Source organism: Rothia halotolerans (assembly GCF_004136635.1).
In the GTDB taxonomy this organism is placed as follows: Bacteria; Actinomycetota; Actinomycetes; order Actinomycetales; family Micrococcaceae; genus Rothia; species Rothia halotolerans.
This window is the reverse complement of sequence record NZ_NOIU01000001.1, coordinates 585223-605284: the sequence shown is the minus strand read 5'-3', so window position 1 is coordinate 605284 and position 20062 is coordinate 585223. Positions and strand designations below refer to the sequence as shown.

Here is a 20062-nt window from a genome sequence, read left to right as displayed (position 1 = left end):
CACCGGTGATGATGTGAAATAAGTTACGCGGTGACCTGGGGAAACGGAAATATCGGCGGCCGATCCGCTGGGCTGCGCCTTTCGTCGCACGACGTGCGGGTCGGAAAGGGGATGAGATGAATAGGCTGGGGGCATGACCGATCGCCACAGCCGAGCCTCGGAGCCGGCGTCCTCCTCCTCGCGGACATCCCCGACCCCGCCCGGCCCGGCACCGGCGGGGCCCGGCGGCGCCGGCCCGGCCGAGTCCCCGCGGGGCGCCCCGCCCCGCGCCGCGGAGCCCCTCTCCGCCCATCCCGTCCCGGCCGGCGCCGCCGCGGCCGCCGCTCCGGCGCCCCGCCCCGCGGAGCTCGCCTACCACCGGCTCAGCCGCGCCGACCCGCGCCACCGGTGGTGGAAGCCGCTGGTCGAGGTCGTCATCTCGGCCCCGCTCTTCTTCCTCGTCAGCATCGTGCTGGGCCTCCTCCTCGGCATGGTGGCCCTCCTGCCGGGCGGCCCCGACGTGTCCCTGGAGGTCACCTCCTCCGGCTACCCCACGGACATCTTCACCCAGCCGCTCGTCTTCTTCATCACCTTCTTCAGCATCGTGATCATGCTGCCCTGCGTGCTGCTGGCGCGGACGATCATGGGCCCGGCGCCGCTGGGCCTGATCTCCTCCGTCGCGGGGCGGCTGCGCTGGGGGTGGCTGGGCCTCTGCCTGCTCGCGGGCTTCGGGCTGTACGCCGTGGTGCAGGGGCTGCTCATCGGCGTGCCGCTCGCCGCGGGGGCCCCGGCGCCCGAGACCTCCTTCGACCCCGCCGTCGGCCTCTGGATCCTCGCGCTGACCCTGGTGCTGGTCCCCGTCCAGTGCGCGGCCGAGGAGTTCGCCTTCCGCGGCTACCTGATGCAGACCATCGGGCGCTGGCTGCGGCACCCGGCGTGGGCGATCGTGCTGCCCGTGCCGATCTTCGTCCTCGGGCACGGGTACGACCCGTGGGGCCAGGCGAGCGTGGGGGCCATGGCGCTGGTGGCCGGGTACCTCTGCTACCGCACCGGCGGCCTGGAGGCCGCGATCGGCCTGCACGTGTCCAACAACGTCATCGGGCTGCTGCTCGGCGCCATCGGCTGGGCGGACCCCTTCGCCTCGGAGGGCGGCAGTCCCTTCGACCTCGCGGTGGCGCTGGTCCTGGACCTCGGCTACGCCGCGCTCATCGTGCTGCTCGCCCGGCGCCGCGGCGTCCAGACCCGGCGCCGGGTGCTCCTGCCGCCCGGGGCCCGCCCCTAGGATGGGTGCATGACCAGCAGCACCGCGACCGCACCCGACCCCGCCGCCCACGCCGAGGACCTCGGCGCCTTCGTGGCCGCCTCCCCCTCCTCCTTCCACGCCGCGGCCGAGGCGGCCCGCCGCCTCGAGGCCGCGGGGTTCCGGCGCCTGGACGAGGCGGAGCCGTTCGGCGCGGAGCCCGGCGGGGCGTTCCTCGTCCGCGACGGCGCCCTGATCGCCTGGCACGTCCCGGAGGAGGCGAGGCCGGGCTTCCGCATCCTGGGCGCCCACACCGACTCGCCCTCCTTCAAGCTCAAGCCGCGCCCCTCCACGGGTCGCTTCGGGTGGCGGCAGGCCGGCGTCGAGGTCTACGGCGGGGCGCTGCTGAACTCCTGGCTCGACCGCGAGCTGCGCATGGCGGGCCGCCTCGTGGTCCGCGAGGCCGACGGCGGCACGGGGGAGCGGCTGGTCTCCACCGGGCCCGTGGCCCGCATCCCGCAGCTGGCGATCCACCTGGACCGCTCCGCCAACGAGGGCCTGACGCTGGACCGGCAGGCCCACACCCAGCCGATCTGGGACACCGGCGAGGACGAGGGCGACGTGCTCGCCTTCCTGGGCCGCCACGCCGAGGGCCCGGGCGGCCCCGTGGAGGCCTCCGCGATCCTGGGGCACGACGTCGTCCTCGCCGACGCCCAGCCCGCCCGCCTCTTCGGCGCCCAGGGTCAGTTCCTCGCCTCCGGCAGGCTGGACAACCTCTCCTCGGTCCACGCCGGGACGCAGGCCCTGATCCGCGCGGCCGAGGCCGGCGGCAGCGCCTCGGGCCGCACGCTCGTGCTGGCGGCCTTCGACCACGAGGAGATCGGCTCGGGCACCCGCTCCGGGGCCGCCGGACCGATCCTGGAGGACGTCCTGGTCCGGCTCGACGCCGCCCGCGGCGGCGCGGAGGAGCACCGCCGCGCGCTCGCGGCCTCGGTGTGCCTGTCCTCCGACGCCGGCCACCTCGTGCACCCGAACTACCCGGGCCACCACGACCCCGTGAACCGCCCGTCCCCGGGCCGGGGGCCGCTGCTGAAGATCAACGCGAACCAGCGCTACGCGACCGACGCCGTCGGCGCCGCCGAGTGGGCGCTGGCCTGCGAGGACGCCGGCGTGCCGTACCAGGAGTTCGTGTCCAACAACGACGTCCCCTGCGGCTCGACCATCGGCCCGATCACCGCGACCCGGCTGGGGATCCGGACCGTCGACGTCGGCCTGGGCCTGCTCTCGATGCACTCGGCCCGGGAGATGTGCCACATCGACGACGCCGCGGCGCTCGGCCGCGCGGTGGAGGCCTTCTACCGCCGCTGAGACCCGTTCCGCGCTCGCGCGCCCGGGGCCGCCCCGAGCGCCGCGCACCCGCCCGCCGGGACGACGAAGGGCCCGCACCGGGGAACCGGTGCGGGCCCTCTCACCCGGCGCGGGACCGGCGTCGTGCCCCGCCGGCTGCCTCCGCTAGCCGCGGGGGAAGCTGGCCGGGTGGGCGTCGGCCATCTCCTCGACCACGCGGATCACCTGGCAGGAGTATCCGAACTCGTTGTCGTACCAGACGTAGACCACCACGGAGTTCCCGGAGACGATCGTCGCCAGCCCGTCCACGATCCCCGCCCGGCGCGAGCCCACGAAGTCGGTGGAGACGACCTCGTGCGAGTCCGTGTAGTCGATCTGCTTGCGCAGCGAGGAGTTCAGGGACATGTCCCTGAGGTAGGTGTTCAGCGAGTCCTTGGACTCGGGCTCCTTCTCCAGCTGCAGGTTCAGGATCGCCATCGAGACGTCCGGGGTGGGGACGCGGATGGAGTTGCCCGTGAGCTTGCCCTTGAGCTGCGGCAGGGCCTTGGCCACGGCCTTCGCGGCCCCGGTCTCGGTCAGCACCATGTTCAGCGCGGCCGAGCGCCCGCGCCGGTCGCCCCGGTGGAAGTTGTCGATGAGGTTCTGGTCGTTGGTGAAGGAGTGCACCGTCTCGACGTGGCCGTGGCGCACGCCGTACTCGTCGTCGAGGACCTTCAGCACCGGGGTGATGGCGTTGGTCGTGCAGGAGGCGGCGGAGACGATCGTGTCCTCGGGGGAGATGATCGCGTCGTTGACGCCGCACACGATGTTCTTCAGCTCGCCCTTGCCCGGCGCGGTCAGCAGGACCTTCGCCGCGCCCTTGGCCTGCAGGTGCTGGGAGAGGCCCTCCTCGTCGCGCCAGCGGCCGGTGTTGTCGATGACCAGCGCGTCGCGGATGCCGTACTGCTCGTAGTCGACCGTGGCCGGGTCCGAGGAGTAGATGAACTGAATCGGCACGCCGTTGGCGGTGACGACGTCGTTCTCCGGATCCGCCTGGATGGTGCCCTGGAAGGCGCCGTGCACGGAGTCCCGGCGCAGCAGCGAGGCGCGCTTGTAGAGGTCGTCCTCGCCGTTCCTGCGCACGACGACGGCGCGCAGGTTCAGCCCCGAGCCCAGCCCGCGCTCGATCAGGATCCGGGCCAGCAGGCGCCCGATGCGGCCGAAGCCGTAGAGCACGATGTCCTGGTCGGTGTGGCCGTTCTCGTCCTGCTGCCCGACCACCTCTGAGAGCTGGCCACGCAGCCATCCGTCCAGGTCGGCGTCGTTGCCCTGGGACTTGTGGAGCTTGTTCAGGCGGGCCAGGTCCACCGAGGCGGGCCCGAGCTCGAGGCGGTCCAGGGCCTCGACGATCGGGTAGGTCTCCTCGAGGCTGAGCTCCACGGTGTCGATCTGGCGCGCCCAGCGGTGGGCCTTGATGATGTCCGTGACCGACTGGTTGATCAGGCTGCGGCCGTGGATGTTCACGACCACCCGGTTCTCCCGGTGCAGACGGCCGATCAGCGGGATCATCGCCTCGGCCAGCTCTTCGCGGCGGGACCATTCGGTGGGGGTTACAGATGTAGTCACTGGTGATTAACTCTTCCTCGCTCCGGGGCGTCGCTGACCCGGGCGTGCTGCTTGCACAAACATTGCAATGCGACCGTCTCCTAGGATAATCGATGGCGCGTGCCGCCACCGACCTCGCGGAGCCTGCCGCGATCGGTAAGCTGGGGGCATGTTGACCGTGATTGGCGAGGCCCTGATCGATATCGTCCGGAGCGGGGATCGAGGCTCGCGCGCCCACCCCGGCGGAAGCCCCATGAACGTCGCGGTCGGGCTCGCCCGGCTCGGGCACCGTACCCTGTTCGTCGGCCGCTACGGCCGGGACGAGAACGGCGCCCTGCTCGAGTCGCATCTGCGGGAGTCCGGCGTCGAGCTGCCGGTGGGGCCCGACGACGCTCCGACCTCGGTCGCCGAGGCCACGATGGACCAGCGCGGCTCGATGTCCTACGACTTCCAGCTCGACTGGAACCTCGACGCCGCCGCGGACCAGCTGGGCGAGATCCTCGCCGGCACGGAGATGCTGCACGTCGGGTCGATCGGCGCGATGCTCGAGCCCGGGGCCTCCACGGTCCTCGACGCCGTCCGCGCGGCCGCCTCGCACGCCCTGGTCTCCTACGATCCGAACTGCCGCCCGACCATCGTCCCGGACTCCTCCCAGGCCCGGGGATGGGCCGAGTCGGTGGTCGAGCACGCCGACGTCGTGAAGGCCTCGGACGAGGACCTGCTGTGGCTCTACCCGGGACGGACCGTCGAGGAGACCGCGCGGGCCTGGCTCGAGGCCGGGGCGAGCCTCGTCGTGGTGACCCGCGGCGAGCTGGGCCCCTGGGCGCTGAGCCGCGGCACCGGCCCGGAGGGCGTCCGGGTCCCCGCCCACCAGGTCGAGGTCGCGGACACCGTGGGGGCCGGGGACTCGCTCATGGCGGCCCTGATCTCCGCCCTGGTGGACCGGGGGATCTCCGGCGCCGGGGCCTCCGAGCGCGTGGCGGGGCTGGGCGACGCCGAGGTCTCCGGGATCCTCGCCTACGCGGCCAAGGCCGCCGGCATCACCGTCTCCCGGCCCGGCGCCAACCCTCCCACCCGGGAGGAGCTCGCCGCCTGAGCGGGAGGGGACGACGCCGGCCCGCTCCCTGATGCGGGCCCGGCGGCTCCCTCCGGGCGGGCAGCTCCGTCCCGCGGCGGACGCCGCCGGTCCCGGGCCGCGCAGCGCCCGTCCATCGACCAGACCGTACGAGACCGACCGAGAAGCGACACGAGAGAAGAGGCGATCATGCTGAACCGCTCCCCCTACGCCGACCTGCCCGAACTCCCCGAGTTCACCCTGACCTCCGAGGACGCCCGCGACGGCGAGCCCCTCGCGCTGCCCCACGCCTCCGCCGTGATGGGCATCGAGGGCGGCGAGGACCTCGCCCCGCAGCTGGCCTGGTCCGGCGCCCCCGAGGGCACCAAGTCCTACGTGGTGACCTGCTTCGACCCCGACGCGCCCACCCCGTCCGGCTTCTGGCACGCCTGCGTCTCCAACATCCCGGCCTCGGTCACCGAGCTGCCGACCGGCTGGGCCTCGCGGGAGATCGAGGGCGCCGTCAAGCACCTCAACGACGGCGGCAACCGCGAGTTCACCGGCGCCGCCCCGCCTCCCGGTCACGGCGCGCACCGCTACATCTTCTGCGTCACCGCGGTGGACGTGGAGGAGCTGGAGGTCGACGAGAGCGCGAGCCCAGCCGTGGTGAACTTCAACCTGTTCTTCCACGGCATCGGCCGGGCCTTCCTGACGCCCACCTACGAGGTCGCCGCGTGATCAAGCTGATCGCCACGGACATGGACGGGACCGTGCTCGGTCCCGACTTCCGTTTCCGGCCGCGGACCCTGGAGGCCTTCACGGCGGCCCAGGAGGCGGGGATCGAGGTCGTGTTCGTGACCGGCCGGCCGCACCGGTGGCTGGACCCGCTGCACGAGCAGCTGGAGTACGACTCGGTGGTCATCTGCTCCAACGGCGCCGTGGTCTACGACCTCGCGAAGGACGAGGTGCTGGAGTCGGAGCTGGTGGACGGCGGCGTCGTGCTGGACCTGATGCGCCGCCTCGGCCGCAGGCTGCCGCGGGCCAGGTTCTGCGCCGAGACCCTGGACGCGGTCCTGGAGGAGGAGAACTGGGGCCGGACCAACATCATCGAGACGGGCGATGTGGAGGTGGGGCCGATCGAGGCTCGCCTGGATCCCGCCACCGGCGTCATCAAGCTGCTCGTCAAGGACGACTCCCTGCAGCCCCGCGAGCTCTACGAGCAGGTCGTGGAGGAGGCGGGCGACGTCGTCTCCGTGACCCACGCGGTGGCCAACCTGCCGCTGGCGGAGGTCGGGCAGCCGGGGCTGTCCAAGGGGCGCACCCTCGCCCGCTGGTGCGCCGAGCGGGGCATCGCGGCCGATGAGGTGGCGGCCTTCGGGGACATGCCCAACGACACCGAGATGCTGCGCTGGGCGCGGCACGGCTACGCGATGGCCTGCGGATGGCCCGAGGTCATCGAGGCGGTCGGCAGGACCTGCCCGCCCTTCGAGGAGGACGGCGTGGCCCAGACCATCGAGCGGCTGATCGCCGAGCAGGCCTAGGGCGGCGGCCGTGCGGGAGAACGGACCAGAGGGAGCCCGCGGCGCCGGAGGCGATGAGCGCGGCGGGGACGGACGCGAGAGAGGTCGCGGGAGCGGCCGCACGGCCTGGCGCGAGGGCCGCGGCGGACCCTGGCGCGGTGAGCGTGGCGGGCCTCGGCGCGACGAGCGCAGCGGGCCCGGTGCGCCCGCAGGCCCCGCGGTCGAGGTCCTGGCCCACCGCGGCTTCGCGGCCGAGGCCGCCGAGAACACGCTGGAGGCCTTCCGCGCCGCGGCGGAGCTGGGCGTCCGCTGGATCGAGACGGACGTGAACACCACCGCCGACGGCGTCCCCGTCCTCATCCACGACCCCTCCCTGGAGCGCGTGGCCGGCATCCCCGGCGACGTCGCGGAGATGACCGCGGAGGACCTCCGCGAGGTCCGCCTGCCCGGCGGGGAACGCATCCCGACCCTCGCCGAGGCCCTGCGGACCTTCCCCGAGCTGCGCTTCAACATCGACCTCAAGGACGAGGGCGCCGTGGCCGCGGTCCCCGGCGTCGTGCTCGCGGCCGGCGCGCGGGACAGGATCCGGCTGGCCTCCTTCTCCGAGTCCCGGCGCCGCCGCGTCCAGCGGGAGCTGGAGGCGGGCCACGGCCGCCTCCTCGCCAGCCCCGGCTACGGCGGCATCTTCGCCTTCTGGTTGACGACGAGGCTGCTCGGCCCGCGCGGGACGGCCGCCCTCTGGCCCCGCGCCGCCCGCCTGCTGGGGCGGTGGATCGCGCCCTTCGACGCGCTCCAGGTGCCCGCCGCGCGCCGGGTGGGGCCGCTGACGGTCCGCGTCGTCAGCAGGCGCTTCGTCGCCGCGGCCCACGCCTGCGGCTACCGGGTGGAGGTCTGGACGGTGGACGAGCGCGAGGAGATGCGGCGGCTGGTGCGCCTGGGAGCGGACGGCATCATCACGGATCGCTCTGACGTCGCGGTGGAGGAGTTTCCCGCGGCCTCTTAATGGGGGAGCACGTCCCAGGTATGGTGTCTCTCGTCACTTTATAATATACTGGTCGAACGCCTTAGTTTCTCCTAGTGACAGGGCGGGGCATCTGATGTGATGCCTGGGGGACGCCAAGAGCCAGGCGGGGGCCTGGCGAGGGGGGGGTATTGGAGAATGCATCGGTATCTGCTGTTCGCCCGGACCTGTCACGGGGTGTGCAGGAGGATGTGGTGAAAGATCAGGAACGGTCCGGTCTGCATGGATTTCGTGCAGCCGTCGAACGGACGTTGAACTCCGGTCCTTATGGGGAACGGTTCGAGAACTGCGTGGAGACCGGCACGGGGTCGTTGCGGGTCGTGGTAGAAGGGTATGCGTATCCGCGACTGGTGACCTTCGCGCAGTCCGGCACGATGCATACTCCGGAGGGCGTCGAGAGCCTCCCGGAATCGAGGATGGTGGAAGGCGACCTGTATCAGCTGACGGGGGCGGACGAATGGATCCTGCTCCCGGGGGCGGGTCTGCGTCATTCACCGTTCGGACCGGTGGCGGCCTTGCTCGCAGCGGTTGATGGCGTGGAGGTCTCTCCCGGCCGCTGGCACGTCCGAGTTCCGGGGGGCCTGGGGGACCGGGAGCTCAGAGAGGCGAACGAGGCGGCCCGCGGGCTCTCAGGCGAAGACGGGGAAGGCACAGCCGTTCCTGCCGTCGAGCCTCTTCCCGAATGGGCCTCGGTCGTCATCGAGTCAGGGATCGTACGCGAGGTGCGATATCCCGTCGCGGAGTAGGGGATGGAGGGGGAGCCGCCCTTTTGGCTCGCACTGAGCCTCACCCCAGGCGTCGCCGTGCAGGAGGTGTCCAGGCCTCAGGTCGGCTGAGGAGAAGCCGGCCGGCCTCACCCCATCGGCGAGGGGTCCTGCGTGGAGTCGGGCTCCAGCGGGTCCGCGCCGATCGAGCCGCGCTTGCGGGCGATGAAGGCCATCAGGTGGTAGACCACCAGCGTCGCGCCCGTGCCCAGGGCGATGCCGGCGAACTGCAGCCCGCCGATGTCCCAGGTGTAGTCGGCGATGCCCACGATCAGGGCGACGGCGGCCGTGGTCAGGTTGACCTGGTTGGAGAAGTCCACCCGGTTCTGCACCCAGATGCGCACGCCCAGCATCCCGATCATGCCGTACAGCACCGTGGCGGCCCCGCCGAGGACCCCGGCCGGGACCGTGGCCACGGCGGCGCCGAAGACGGGGAGCACGGAGAGCAGCAGCGCGAAGATCGCCGCGACCCAGTAGGCCGCGGTCGAGTACACCTTGGTGGCGGCCATGACGCCGATGTTCTCGGCGTACGTGGTCGTCCCGGAGCCGCCGCCGGAGCCGGCGATCGTCGTCGCCAGCCCGTCGGCCATGATCGCCCGCCCGGCGTAGCGGTCCAGGTTCCTGCCGGTCATCAGTGCCACGGACTTCACGTGCCCGATGTTCTCGGCGACCAGCACCAGCACCACCGGGACGAACAGGCCCACCACGGCCAGGTGGAACTCGGGGGCGTGGAACTGCGGCAGGCCGAACAGCCCCTCGCTCTCCCAGGCGGCGCGGATGGCGGAGAAGTCGACCTCGCCGCGGATCACCGCGGTGATGTAGCCGATCACGACGCCGACCAGGATGGACAGGCGGCCCAGCATGCCCCGGAAGAGCACCGAGACCAGGATGATCGAGCCCAGGGTGACCAGGGCCGTCACCGGGGCCGCCATGAAGTTGTCCTTGGCGGAGGGTGCCAGGTTGAAGCCGATCAGCGCCACGATGCTGCCGGTGACCAGGGGCGGCATGAGCTTCTGCAGCCAGCCCGTCCCCGCCCGCTGGACGATCAGCCCGATCACGAACAGGGCGACGCCCGCCATGACCACCCCGCCCAGGGCCCCGCCCGGGCCGTACTGGTTGGTGGCCGCGCCGATGGGCGCGATGAAGGCGAAGGAGGACCCGAGGTAGGAGGGCACCCGCCCGGCGGTGAGCAGCAGGAACAGGACGGTGCCGATCCCGGAGAAGAACAGCGTCGTCGAGGGCGGGAAGCCGGTGATGAGGGGGACCAGGAAGGTCGAGCCGAACATCGCGACCACGTGCTGGGCCCCGATGCTCACGGTCCTGCCCCACCGCAGCCGCTCCTCGGGGGCGACGACGCGGCCCGGCGGCACGGTCCTGCCGTCGCCGTGCAGCTGCCACGCGATCCCGAGCCGGCGGGCGAGAGAGCCCCGCTCCCGCGGCGGCGCGCTGTTCTCGGTCGGGGGCTGGGCGGTGGGGCTCACGGGCACTCCTCGGAGGTGTCGGACGGACGAGCGCGGCGCCGGGCCGGGGCGCGCGTCGTCGCGGCCGGCGTCGTCGCTGGGGAAGGGGGGCGGGCCCGCAGCCGGGGCCTCACCGATTGTACGCACGAGGGCGCGCCGGCGAGGCCCGGCCCGTCAGCGCTCCGCGGCGGCCGTCTCCCGGTCCAGCCCGGTGGAGACCCGGCGGATCCAGCGGTACAGCGCGACGATGATGCCGATGAACACGACCGCGCCGATCCACTTCCCGGCGGTGAGGAAGGACTCGCCGACCACCGCGAGCGGCTCGTCCTTGCCGGTGCTCGCCACCACGGCCGCGAACAGGACGCCCCAGAGGCTCTCGCCGACGATCAGGCCGGTGGCCAGCAGCGTGCCCATCCGGCCGGCGCGCTCGGGGTTCTTCCGCCGGGCGGCCCAGCGGTTGTAGAACAGCCCGACGAAGGCGCCGATGGGGATGATCAGCGTGACGGTGATCGGCAGGTACATGCCCATGCCGACGCCGAGCGCCGGCAGGCTGGCCCGGCGGGTGGTCTTGCGCAGCACCTCGTCGAGCACGATCACGCCGATGCCGATCAGCGCGCCCAGGCCGATGAGGTTCCAGTTCAGCGAGCCGCCGAAGATCCCGTCGATCACCGAGGAGATCAGCGAGGCCTGGGGCGCGGCCAGGGCCTCGGGTCCGGCGCCGGGCGCCCCGGCGAAGCCGAAGCCGGTGTTCATCAGCTGCAGCACCGGCGGGATGATGAGGGATCCGAAGACGACGCCGATGACCAGCGCGACCTGCTGCTTCCACGGCGTCGCGCCCACCAGCTGGCCGGTCTTGAGGTCCTGGAGGTTGTCGTTGGAGATCGTCGCGACGCTGAAGACCACGGCGGCCGTGAACAGCGCATAGGCCACCATCGCCGAGGACTGGTCACCGTCGCCCTGGGAGCCGAAGATCAGGCGCAGGATCAGCGCGACCATGATGGCCACGAGGATCCCGACGCCGGAGATCGGGCTGTTGGAGGCGCCGATGAGGCCGGCCATGTAGCCGCACACCGCGGCGACGGCGAGCCCGACCAGCAGGATGTAGAGCAGGCTGACCAGGACGAGCCCGAGGGCGCTCTGGGTCAGCGGGGTGCCGTGGACGAAGAGCCACAGGATGAATCCGATGGGGACCATGGACACCAGGATCACCGTGATGACGACGTTCAGCGGCAGGTCCCGCTCGACGACGGGCACCTGCTGGCCGGTGTGCCGGGCCCGGGTGGAGGCCAGGGCATCCTTGATGCCCCGGACGATGGGCCCGATGATCTTGATGAGCGTCCAGACCGCGGCGATCGCGATCGCGCCGGCGCCGATGAACCGGACGTCGCCGGCGAAGACCGAGTCGACCGCCTCGGAGATGTCCCCGCCGGGCAGCTCGCCCGAGCTGAAGATCGGCAGCAGCACGCCGTAGGAGATCACCAGGCCGACGATCATGGCCAGGCCCACCGAGACGCCCACCAGGTGCCCGACGCCGATCAGCGCGAGCGAGAGGCTCCCGCCGACCATGGTCCCGCCCTGGCCGACGCGGAAGACGGACGAGATCGAGCTGGCGGCCACCTTGAGCGAGCTGAGCAGGGAGAACGCGGCGGCGGAGAGCGCGCCCACGAGGATGACCCGCAGACCGCGGCGGTTCTCCTCGTTGGCGCCGGCCTCCTCGCCGACCTTGAGCACCTCGGCCGCGGCCACGCCCTCGGGGTAGGGGAGGTCGGAGCCGGTGACCAGGGCGCGGCGCAGCGGGATGGAGTACATCACGCCGAGGATCCCGCCGAGGGCGCAGATCGCCGCGGTGGTCCAGTAGGGGAACCCGCTCCACCAGCCGATGAGCACCAGGCCGGGCAGGACGAAGATGATCGCCGAGAGCGTCCCCGCCGCCGAGGCGATGGTCTGGACGATGTTGTTCTCGACGATGGAGTGATGGGCGAACTTCCGCAGGATCGCCATGGAGATGACGGCCGCGGGGATCGAGGTGGCGAAGGTCAGGCCGACCTTGAGCCCCAGGTACACGTTGGCGGCGGTGAAGACCAGGGTGATGATCCCACCGATGATGATGCCGCGGACGGTCAGTTCCCGCACCGCTGACCGGGCGGGTGCGCTTGAAGCGGTCACAGCGATTCCCTTCTCGACGACCCCGGGCCTCGCCGGTGCGCGGCGGGAGTGCGGGGCGTGCCAGATCCTGATCGGATCGCCGGGCGGTCGCGCGGCAGGAACTGGGGCGGTGATGGTGTCGCGGGCCGTGCCGGAGACGGCCCGGAGGGGCTCCGAGAGGAGCCGAAGTTTAGCGTCCCCATCTTATGGCGCGCTCCGCCGCCCGACATATTCCCGGCCGGACATGGTCAACCGTCCTCTCCGCCGTCCCGCCCGTCCTGGCGGGCGGGACGGCTCATAGTCCCCTTCCCGTTCCGTGACTATGAGGCGACTATGTGACTAGGATCATGACTATGAGAAGCACCCGGCAGCTCATCGCGCGGCTGAGGGCCTCCGGATCGGAGTCCACGGAGGTCGAGGTCAAGGCCGCCCTGCACGGCTTCCCCCAGTCCGCGCTGGAGACCATGAGCGCCTTCGCCAACGGCTCCGGCGGCACCATCCTGTTCGGCCTCCGGGACAAGAGCTTCCTGCCGATCCCGGGCTTCAACGCCCAGCGGGTGCACGACGCCGTCTCCAACGCCGTGCGCTCCAAGCTCACCCCGCACCCCGCCGTCGAGCTCTCGATCGAGGAGTTCGAGGGGCACCGGCTGGTCCGGGCCGACGTCGAGGAGCTCCCCTACTTCGAGAAGCCGTGCTTCGTCTCCCACAAGGGGGCCTACGGGGGTTCCTACGTCCGGATCGGGGAGGGCGACCACAAGCTCTCCGAGTACGAGGTCTCCCAGCTGCGGGAGAACGGCATCCAGCCGGAGTACGACCGCGAGACCGTGGAGGGCGGCAGCCAGGAGCTCCTCAGCGCGACGGCGGTGAGCAACCTGCTGGAGAGCGCCGAGTACCGCACGCCCTCGGCGTTCATGGGGGTGGAGCGGCACGTCGCGCTCAAGCGGCTCAACGTCATCGCGGAGCCGCACAAGAGCGCCAGGCCGACCCTGGCGGGCCTGCTGGCCCTGGGCGTCTACCCGCAGGAGTTCTTCCCGCAGCTGACCATCACCTTCGTCGCGGTGCCGGGGGCCTCGCTGGGCGTGCTGGGGCCGGAGGGCATGGCGTTCACCGACAACCAGTCCTTCAACGGGAGCATCCCGGCCATGATCACGGCCGCGGTCGACGCCGTGCGCCGCAACTCCCACCGCGCGGCGGTCATCACCGGCCGCGGCCGCACCGACGTCTTCGACTACCCCGACGTCGCCGTGCGCGAGGCCATCACCAACGCCGTCATGCACCGGGACTACAGCCCCTACGCCCGGGGGATCCAGGTGCAGCTGGAGATGTACTCGGATCGCCTGGAGGTCCGCAGCCCCGGCGGCCTGTACGGCGGCATCCGGGCCGAGGAGCTGGGCCGCGCCGCCGTCTCCTCCTCCCGCAACGCCGCGCTGGCCAAGCTCCTGGAGGAAGTCAGGATGCCGCGGACGGGGGCCTCGGTGTGCGAGAACCGCGGCTCCGGACTGGCCAGGATGGCCTTCGCGATGGAGCGGGCCGGCAAGGACCCTCCCGAGTTCCGGGCGACGCCGACCTCGGTCACCGTCATCCTGCGCCGCGCCCCGTCCGAAGCGGCCGCCGACCCCGCGCCTCCGTCCTCCGGCGCCGCCGGCCCGGGCGATGGCGCAGCCGCCCGGCAGCGTGCCCTCGGCGCGGGCCCAGCTCCCGACCCCGCCCCGGGAGCACCGCGGCTCGCGGCGTCCGCGGGCCCCCGGAGGCTCCCCGCGGCGGGACGGGCTCCCGGCTACCCGCACGAGGAGGAGCTGCTGCGCCTGCTGCTCGAGAGCCGGGCGCCGGTCACCAGCCAGCGGGTGCAGGAGCGGCTGGGGCTCTCACAGTCGGCCGCGAACCGGCTGCTGCGGCGGATGATCGACGCCGGACGGCTGGCGGCCACGGCCCCGCCGCGCAGCCATCGACGCGCGTATCGCCTGGTCACCTCCGAGGATCGGCGCGGCGGGGGCTGATCCGGACGGGCGGATGTTGGGTACGCTGGAGCCATGAGCGAGCGCCCGAACCACGAGAACAGCGGATCCGACCCCCGGGACGGCTACGAGACCCCCGCCGGCGGCGCGTCCGCCGGGGACTCCCAGCAGTCCTCGAGCGGCTACGGCTACGAATCCCCGAGCTACGGGAGCTCCGGGTACGAGGCTCCCGGCTACGAGGCCCCCGGCTACCAGTCGGCGGGCTACGGAACGCAGGGCTACGCGGCGGGAGAACCCTACGGCCGCGAGCCGGCCGAGGTCTACGGCGCCCCGGGGCAAGCGGGCGACCCCTACGCCGCGCCGGCGCTGGCGCAGCGGGGACCCGCCACCGCGCAGGCCCAGACCCAGGCCCAGACCGCCATGATCCTGGGGATCGTGGGCGTCGTGGTGACCATCGTCGGCGTCATCCTGGGGCCGATCGCCCTCTCCCAGGCCGGCAAGGCCGAGCGCGGGGGAGCGGACGCCACGGCGGGCCGGGTCCTGGGCTGGATCTCCACGATCCTCGGCGGGCTGCTGGCCCTGTTCTTCGTCGCCTACATCGTGTTCGTGATCGTCATGATCACGGTGGTGGCGAACTCGGGCTACTGAGCCCGCCGGCCCGGCCTGGCCGGCGGGAAGAGCCGCCGGCTAGGCGATCACGGCGTCGACGATCTGCTTCGCCTCGTCCTGGACCCGCTTCAGGTGCTCGGGGCCGTTGAAGGACTCCGCGTAGATCTTGTAGACGTCCTCCGTGCCCGAGGGGCGGGCGGCGAACCACGCGTTCTCCGTCTGGACCTTCAGCCCGCCGATCGCGGCGCCGTTGCCCGGCGCCTCCGTCAGCTTGGCCGTGATGGACTCCCCGGCGAGCTCCGCGGCGGCGACGTCGGCGGGGGAGAGCCGCTTGAGCTTCGCCTTCTGCTCCCGGTCCGCGGGGGCGTCGATGCGCGCGTAGCTGGGCTCGCCGAACCGCTCGGTCAGCTCCGCGTACCGCTGGGACGGGGTCCTGCCGGTGACCGCGGTGATCTCCGAGGCGAGCAGGGCCATGATCATCCCGTCCTTGTCGGTGCTCCAGGCGCGGCCGTCGCGGCGCAGGAAGGACGCGCCGGCGGACTCCTCGCCCCCGAAGCCCAGGCTGCCGTCCAGCAGGCCCGCGACGAAGTACTTGAAGCCGACCGGGACCTCCACCAGGCGGCGCCCCAGCGACTCGGCGACCCGGTCGATGACCGAGGAGGAGACCAGGGTCTTGCCGACGCCGGCGCCCCCGGGCCACCCCGAGCGGTTCCGGTAGAGGTAGTCCACGGCCACCGCGAGGTAGTGGTTGGGGTTCATCAGCCCGGCGTCGGGGGTCACGATGCCGTGCCGGTCGGTGTCCGCGTCGTTGCCGGTCGCGATGTCGTACCGGTCCCGGGCGGAGATCAGCGAGGCCATCGCGTGCGGGGAGGAGCAGTCCATCCGGATCTTCTCGTCCCAGTCGAGGGTCATGAACCCCCACTGCGGGTCGACCTCGGGGTTCACCACGGTCATGTCCAGGCCGAAGCGCTCCGCGATCTCGATCCAGTACCCCACCGAGGCCGAGCCCATGGGATCCGCGCCGATGCGCAGCCCCGAGGCCCTGATCGCCTCGAGGTCCACGACGTCGGGGAGCTCCGCGACGTAGTGCTCCAGGTAGTCGTAGGTGCGGGTGGTCTCCGCCGCGCGGGCGCGCTCGTACGGGATGCGGGCGACGCCGGCGAGCCCGCTCTCCAGCAGCGCGTTGGCCCGGTCCGCGATCCACTCCGTCGCGTCGGCGTCCGCCGGTCCGCCGTGGGGCGGATTGTACTTGAACCCGCCGTCGGAGGGCGGGTTGTGGCTGGGGGTGATGACGATGCCATCGGCGCTCGGGGCCCCCGGCCGCGCGTTGTGCCGCAGGATCGCGTGCGAGAGGGCGGGGGTGGGGACGTAGCCGTCCCGCGCGTCCAGCATGACCAGGACGCCGTTGGCGGCCAGCACCTCCAGCGCGGTCTCCTGGGCGGGCCCGGAGAGCGCGTGGGTGTCCCGCCCCATGAACAGCGGGCCGGTGTACCCCTGGCCCGCGCGGTACTCGACGATCGCCTGGGTGATCGCGGCGATGTGCGCCTCGTTGAAGGAGCTCTTCAGCGCGCTGCCGCGGTGCCCGGAGGTGCCGAAGGCGACCCGCTGGCCGGGGTCGCCCGGATCGGGGGCGACGTCGTAGTACGCGTCCCGCAGTGCGGTGAGGTCGACGAGATCCCGAGGTTCGGCCGGGGTGCCTGCTCTGTTTCCCATGCCACCAATCTAGCCCTCGGAAGGGGCCGGTGGGGCGGATATCCACAAGAGAGCGGCTGGATGTCGGGGAGGGCCGGGGCGGGACGCCCGGCGCGCAGGGCGGGGATGGGCCCCGGCGCAACGCGAAGGGCCCGGCGTCGCGGGGACGCCGGGCCGCGGGAGGCCCCGGGCGGGGCCGTCCCGATCAGACCGAGGAGAGGCGGGAGGCCCCCATCGAGCGCTCCCGGGCGGAGAGCAGCTCGTCGTGGGCCTCGGAGGCGGGCGCGTCCGCGGCGGGGCGGTCGAAGCTGGTGATCGCGATCCAGTTGACCAGCCGCGCGGCGATCCGGGCGGTGCGGTCGTCGGTGTCGAAGCGGGGGTTCATCCCGACGACGTCGACCACCGCGACCTTGCCGCTGGCGGCCACGCGCTTGCAGATCTCCTCCACCACGATCGGCGGCACGCCGAGGGTCGCGGGGGCGCTGACGCCGGGGGCCACCCAGCCGGGCAGCACGTCGAGGTCCAGGCTCAGGTGCACCAGGTCCAGCGGCTCGAGCTGCTCGTCGACGAAGCGCAGCACCTCCTCCAGCCGGCTCTCGCAGCAGTCGGTGTCCTTGAGGTAGGCGGCCCCGTGCTTCTGCGCGTTCTCGAACTGCGCGCGGGTGTTGTCCGGCTCGCTGACACCGATCACCGAGTAGCGGAAGTCCCGGCCGGTGCCCTCCTCCTCCTGGTGCACCTGGCGGAAGGCGGTGACCGCGGTGGGGACGGGGTGCCGGCGCAGGCCGAAGTGGGTGTCCAGGCTGAGCACGCCCCAGGTCTTGACGCCGTCCAGGGCGCCGGACTCGCGGAGGCCGCGGTAGGTGGCGTAGGAGGTCTCATGGCCGCCACCGAGCACCACCGTGAGCCGGTGCTCGCTGATGACCTCGGAGAAGACCCGGCCGGCCTCCTGCTGGGCGGCCTCGAGTTCGTGTCCGTCCACGCGCACGTTGCCGCGGTCGTGCACCACGTTCGCGCCGTGGAAGGCGAGCTGGGCCAGGGCGTGGCGGATCTTGTCCGGGCCCTCGGCCGCGCCCGGGCGGCCCTGGTTGCGGACCGTCCCCTCGTCGGACTCGAAGCCGACGATCGCCATGCTCTGGGCCTCCTCGCCCGTCTGCTGCTGCCCCTCGTACACCATGTGGTGCCATCGGGTGTGGATCGCTCCGGGACCCTCGTCGCGTCCCTGCCAGGGGGTGAAGTCCATGGCCGCCATCTCCTTAGATGCCTGCGAGGCGAAAACGCCGATTCGTGATGAGCATAGCTAATACCCGCCTCCGGTGGGATGGCAAATGGGTCTTTGTGACCGGAACGCGGATTCTCCCGGACCGGTGGCGGCGGACGGCGTCGTGATAGCGGTCCCGGCGCGGTAGGTTGGTGGGAGGACAGCCGAGAGGCCGACGGCGCCGCCGCCGGCCGCGAGTATTTCAGGAGTGATGATGGACGCCACCGTTCCCACCGCCAGCGTCGAGCAGATCCCCGCCGACGCCAAGATCCTGGACGTGCGCGAGGACTACGAATGGGCCGAGGGGCACATCGACGGCGCGCAGCACATCCCGATGGACCAGATCCCCGCCCGCTACGGCGAGGTCCCGCTGGACGAGGACGTCTACGTGATCTGCCGCTCCGGCGGCCGCTCGATGCGGGTGACCGCCTACCTCAACCAGTACGGCTTCGACGCCCTCAACGTCGTCGGCGGCATGGGTGCCTGGCAGGACGCCGAGAAGCCGATGGTCAGCGACAACGGCCAGACTCCCCAGGTCCGCTGACGCGCATGAGGTACACGTTCCTGGGCCCGGAGGGCACGTTCTCCGAGGCCGCCCTCCTGTCCGTGCATGAGGCCTACGACGCCGAGCGGATCCCCTCCGCCTCGGTGGCCTCCGCGCTGGCCAAGGTCCGCTCCGGCGAGGTCGACGCCGCCATGGTGCCGATCGAGAACTCGGTCGAGGGCGGCGTCAGCGCCACCCTCGACGCCATCGCCGCCGACGGCGACCTCAGGATCGTCCGCGAGGCCCTGATCCCCATCCGGTTCATCCTGGTCGCCCCCGAGGGCACGCTCCTGGAGGACGTGCGCTCCGTCTCGACCCACTCGCACGCCTGGGCGCAGGTGCGCGGATGGATGGGGGAGCGCCTGCCCCACGTGGACTACATCCCGGGATCCTCCACCGCGGCCGCCGCGGTGGGTCTGCTGGCCGAGGGCTCGCCGGGCTACGAGGCGGCGGTCTGCTCCCCGATCGTGGCCGAGCAGCACCCGCAGCTGAGCGTGCTGGCCAGCGACATCGGCGACAAGGCGAACGCCGTCACCCGCTTCGTGCTCGTCACCGGCGAGCAGGCCCCGCTGCCCGAGCCCACCGGTGCCGACAAGACCACCGTGGTGATCCCCCTGCTCGAGGACCACGCGGGGGCGCTCATGGCCCTGCTGGAGCAGTTCGCCGCCCGCGGCGTGAACCTCTCCCGGATCGAGTCGCGGCCCACCGGCGAGGCGCTGGGCTCCTACTTCTTCTCGGTCGACGCCGAGGGGCACATCGCCAACGCCCGGATGGCCGACGCCCTGCGCGGGCTGCACCGGGTCTCCCCGGGGGTCAAGTTCCTGGGCTCGTACCCGCGGGCCGACGGCGTCGCCCCCAAGGTGAGCCCCCAGAACTCCGACGAGGCCTTCAACGAGGCGGGGGACTGGGTGCGGCGGCTCCAGGGGTAGGCCGCGGGGCAGCCCCTCCGGTCCGACCGCGTGTCGGAGCCGGAGGGGCTTTCCTCTGCCCGCATCCTCCCGCGGCGGCCGCCCCTCTTCGGCCGGCGGGCATCTTCTCACCCCCCTCTCCACGCGTCTGAGGCTGGTCATCCGAGTGATATCTCCGCCCTGCGCAGACTCCTTTCCGGCATGACGTGCGATGATCGCGCGCAGGACGAGACGCCCCCGAGGTCGTGACGGCACTCAGCGCTCTGCGCGAATCGTCTGAAATTCCCTTTCTTTGACGTTCCGATGCCGGAAAAGCTTCGATGGCAATAGAGAGATCCACTTCCCACGATCCGGATCTCTCGCAATCCGCCGACCGGATGCGTCGCGATGTTTCGGACGCCTTTCATCGTCGTGCGGGTCTTCTCACAGGGGGATGGGGAAAGGAGAGGTTATGAAACTGCTGGTCAGCAGAAAGCTGCCTGCGGGCTCCGCCGCCCGATGCAATAACCGATGCATGTGCACCTAGGCGTCTCGTTCGACGCGCTTTTCGAAGGATATCCGAACGGATGGTCGTGAGAGGACTCCGGCCGGTGCCGAGTGGGGGAGGTGAGAGATGAGGGTCGTCCATGAGAGCGAACTGCCCGTAGGCGCGGCAGCGCGCTGCACCCAGGACCGCTGCATGTGCACCTAGCGTGCCAGCCGAGCGGCGCGTGCTGGCGTCGGGAGGGAACCGGCGCCAGCACGCGACGTCGATCCATCGTCCCGTCCTCGATCTTCAGCAGGTGCACCGTGAACATGCCCCTTTTCAACTTCTTCGACATCTCACAGCGCTGGCAGCTCTATCAGGCATTGCGGGGACTCTGCCCGCGACGGTGCTGGGATATCATGTGCGACCTTTACCGGGCTGATCAGGCCCACTATCTTTCTCAGCCGGAGAATGCCCGGATTCATGACGAGCTCGCTCGGAACGCTCTGGGATATA

16 protein-coding genes are annotated in these 20062 nt (G+C 71.9%); 11 read left to right on the top strand and 5 right to left on the bottom strand.

Features of this window, described 5'->3' with window-relative positions:
* The first annotated feature begins 133 nt into the window (after positions 1-133).
* Together EWV39_RS02855 and EWV39_RS02850 are read left to right on the top strand one after the other, a co-directional pair.
* Positions 134-1261 carry a CPBP family intramembrane glutamic endopeptidase gene (locus EWV39_RS02855; protein ID WP_129656766.1) on the top strand — a complete coding sequence of 376 codons (1128 nt, stop codon included), beginning with the start codon at positions 134-136 and terminating at the stop codon, positions 1259-1261.
* Positions 1262-1270: 9 nt separating this feature from the next.
* Positions 1271-2587: a M18 family aminopeptidase gene (locus EWV39_RS02850; RefSeq protein WP_129656765.1), complete on the top strand. Its 1317-nt coding sequence runs from the start codon at positions 1271-1273 to the stop codon at positions 2585-2587.
* Positions 2588-2731: 144 nt separating this feature from the next.
* Here the strand turns inward: EWV39_RS02850 and EWV39_RS02845 are convergent, their stop codons facing one another.
* Complete coding sequence (locus EWV39_RS02845) at positions 2732-4171, bottom strand: glyceraldehyde-3-phosphate dehydrogenase (RefSeq protein ID WP_272947819.1); 1440 nt, start codon at positions 4169-4171, stop codon at positions 2732-2734.
* A gap of 148 nt (positions 4172-4319) precedes the next feature.
* On the opposite strand from EWV39_RS02845, the gene EWV39_RS02840 reads away from it, so the two are divergent.
* The 5 genes from EWV39_RS02840 to EWV39_RS02820 all read left to right on the top strand — a co-directional run bounded on the left by EWV39_RS02840 (position 4320) and on the right by EWV39_RS02820 (position 8491).
* A complete protein-coding gene (locus EWV39_RS02840) occupies positions 4320-5246 on the top strand; it encodes a carbohydrate kinase family protein (protein ID WP_129656764.1) in 927 nt (308 codons plus the stop codon).
* 168 nt (positions 5247-5414) lie between these two features.
* Positions 5415-5942, top strand: coding sequence for a YbhB/YbcL family Raf kinase inhibitor-like protein (locus EWV39_RS02835; RefSeq protein ID WP_129656763.1), 528 nt, complete (start codon positions 5415-5417; stop codon positions 5940-5942).
* Entirely contained in the window at positions 5939-6745 is an 807-nt protein-coding gene (locus EWV39_RS02830; RefSeq protein WP_129656762.1) for an HAD family hydrolase, read from the top strand. Before EWV39_RS02835 ends, EWV39_RS02830 begins: the two co-directional genes overlap by 4 nt.
* A gap of 10 nt (positions 6746-6755) precedes the next feature.
* The gene (locus EWV39_RS02825; protein ID WP_238147980.1) at positions 6756-7727 is read left to right on the top strand and encodes a glycerophosphodiester phosphodiesterase family protein; all 972 of its coding nucleotides are present in this window, start codon (positions 6756-6758) and stop codon (positions 7725-7727) included.
* 212 nt (positions 7728-7939) lie between these two features.
* Positions 7940-8491: a hypothetical protein gene (locus tag EWV39_RS02820; protein ID WP_129656761.1), complete on the top strand. Its 552-nt coding sequence runs from the start codon at positions 7940-7942 to the stop codon at positions 8489-8491.
* Between the two features lie 107 nt (positions 8492-8598).
* On the opposite strand, the gene EWV39_RS02815 is transcribed toward EWV39_RS02820, so the two are convergent.
* Both EWV39_RS02815 and EWV39_RS02810 read right to left on the bottom strand, forming a co-directional pair.
* Entirely contained in the window at positions 8599-9912 is a 1314-nt protein-coding gene (locus EWV39_RS02815) for a uracil-xanthine permease family protein (protein WP_238148076.1), read from the bottom strand.
* 231 nt (positions 9913-10143) lie between these two features.
* Positions 10144-12135, bottom strand: coding sequence for an OPT family oligopeptide transporter (locus tag EWV39_RS02810; protein WP_129656759.1), 1992 nt, complete (start codon positions 12133-12135; stop codon positions 10144-10146).
* Positions 12136-12467: 332 nt separating this feature from the next.
* On the opposite strand from EWV39_RS02810, the gene EWV39_RS02805 reads away from it, so the two are divergent.
* Positions 12468-14111: an ATP-binding protein gene (locus EWV39_RS02805; RefSeq protein WP_165313105.1), complete on the top strand. Its 1644-nt coding sequence runs from the start codon at positions 12468-12470 to the stop codon at positions 14109-14111.
* A gap of 33 nt (positions 14112-14144) precedes the next feature.
* Complete coding sequence (locus EWV39_RS02800) at positions 14145-14717, top strand: hypothetical protein (RefSeq protein WP_129656757.1); 573 nt, start codon at positions 14145-14147, stop codon at positions 14715-14717.
* A 39-nt stretch (positions 14718-14756) separates the two neighbouring features.
* Here the strand turns inward: EWV39_RS02800 and pgm are convergent, their stop codons facing one another.
* Both pgm and hutG read right to left on the bottom strand, forming a co-directional pair.
* Positions 14757-16391 (bottom strand): phosphoglucomutase (alpha-D-glucose-1,6-bisphosphate-dependent), encoded by a 1635-nt coding sequence (pgm, locus tag EWV39_RS02795; RefSeq protein ID WP_129656756.1) that lies wholly within the window; start codon positions 16389-16391, stop codon positions 14757-14759.
* Between the two features lie 184 nt (positions 16392-16575).
* Positions 16576-17610, bottom strand: a complete 1035-nt coding sequence (gene hutG, locus EWV39_RS02790) for a formimidoylglutamase (protein ID WP_238147979.1) — start codon at positions 17608-17610, stop codon at positions 16576-16578.
* 232 nt (positions 17611-17842) lie between these two features.
* Here hutG and EWV39_RS02785 point away from each other — a divergent pair, with 232 nt between their 5' ends.
* On the top strand, positions 17843-18172 hold the full coding sequence (locus tag EWV39_RS02785) for a rhodanese-like domain-containing protein (RefSeq protein WP_129656754.1): 330 nt from the start codon (positions 17843-17845) through the stop codon (positions 18170-18172).
* Between the two features lie 5 nt (positions 18173-18177).
* Entirely contained in the window at positions 18178-19101 is a 924-nt protein-coding gene (gene pheA / locus EWV39_RS02780; RefSeq protein WP_129656753.1) for a prephenate dehydratase, read from the top strand.
* Positions 19102-20062 lie beyond the last annotated feature (961 nt).

Coding starts and splice junctions, on each gene's coding strand:
- EWV39_RS02855 (WP_129656766.1), top strand. CDS start 134: ATGACCGATCGCCACAGCCGAGCCTCGGAGCCGGCGTCCTCCTCCTCG.
- EWV39_RS02850 (WP_129656765.1), top strand. CDS start 1,271: ATGACCAGCAGCACCGCGACCGCACCCGACCCCGCCGCCCACGCCGAG.
- EWV39_RS02840 (WP_129656764.1), top strand. CDS start 4,320: ATGTTGACCGTGATTGGCGAGGCCCTGATCGATATCGTCCGGAGCGGG.
- EWV39_RS02835 (WP_129656763.1), top strand. CDS start 5,415: ATGCTGAACCGCTCCCCCTACGCCGACCTGCCCGAACTCCCCGAGTTC.
- EWV39_RS02805 (WP_165313105.1), top strand. CDS start 12,468: ATGAGAAGCACCCGGCAGCTCATCGCGCGGCTGAGGGCCTCCGGATCG.
- EWV39_RS02800 (WP_129656757.1), top strand. CDS start 14,145: ATGAGCGAGCGCCCGAACCACGAGAACAGCGGATCCGACCCCCGGGAC.
- pgm (WP_129656756.1), bottom strand. CDS start 16,391: ATGGGAAACAGAGCAGGCACCCCGGCCGAACCTCGGGATCTCGTCGAC.
- hutG (WP_238147979.1), bottom strand. CDS start 17,610: ATGGACTTCACCCCCTGGCAGGGACGCGACGAGGGTCCCGGAGCGATC.
- EWV39_RS02785 (WP_129656754.1), top strand. CDS start 17,843: ATGGACGCCACCGTTCCCACCGCCAGCGTCGAGCAGATCCCCGCCGAC.
- pheA (WP_129656753.1), top strand. CDS start 18,178: ATGAGGTACACGTTCCTGGGCCCGGAGGGCACGTTCTCCGAGGCCGCC.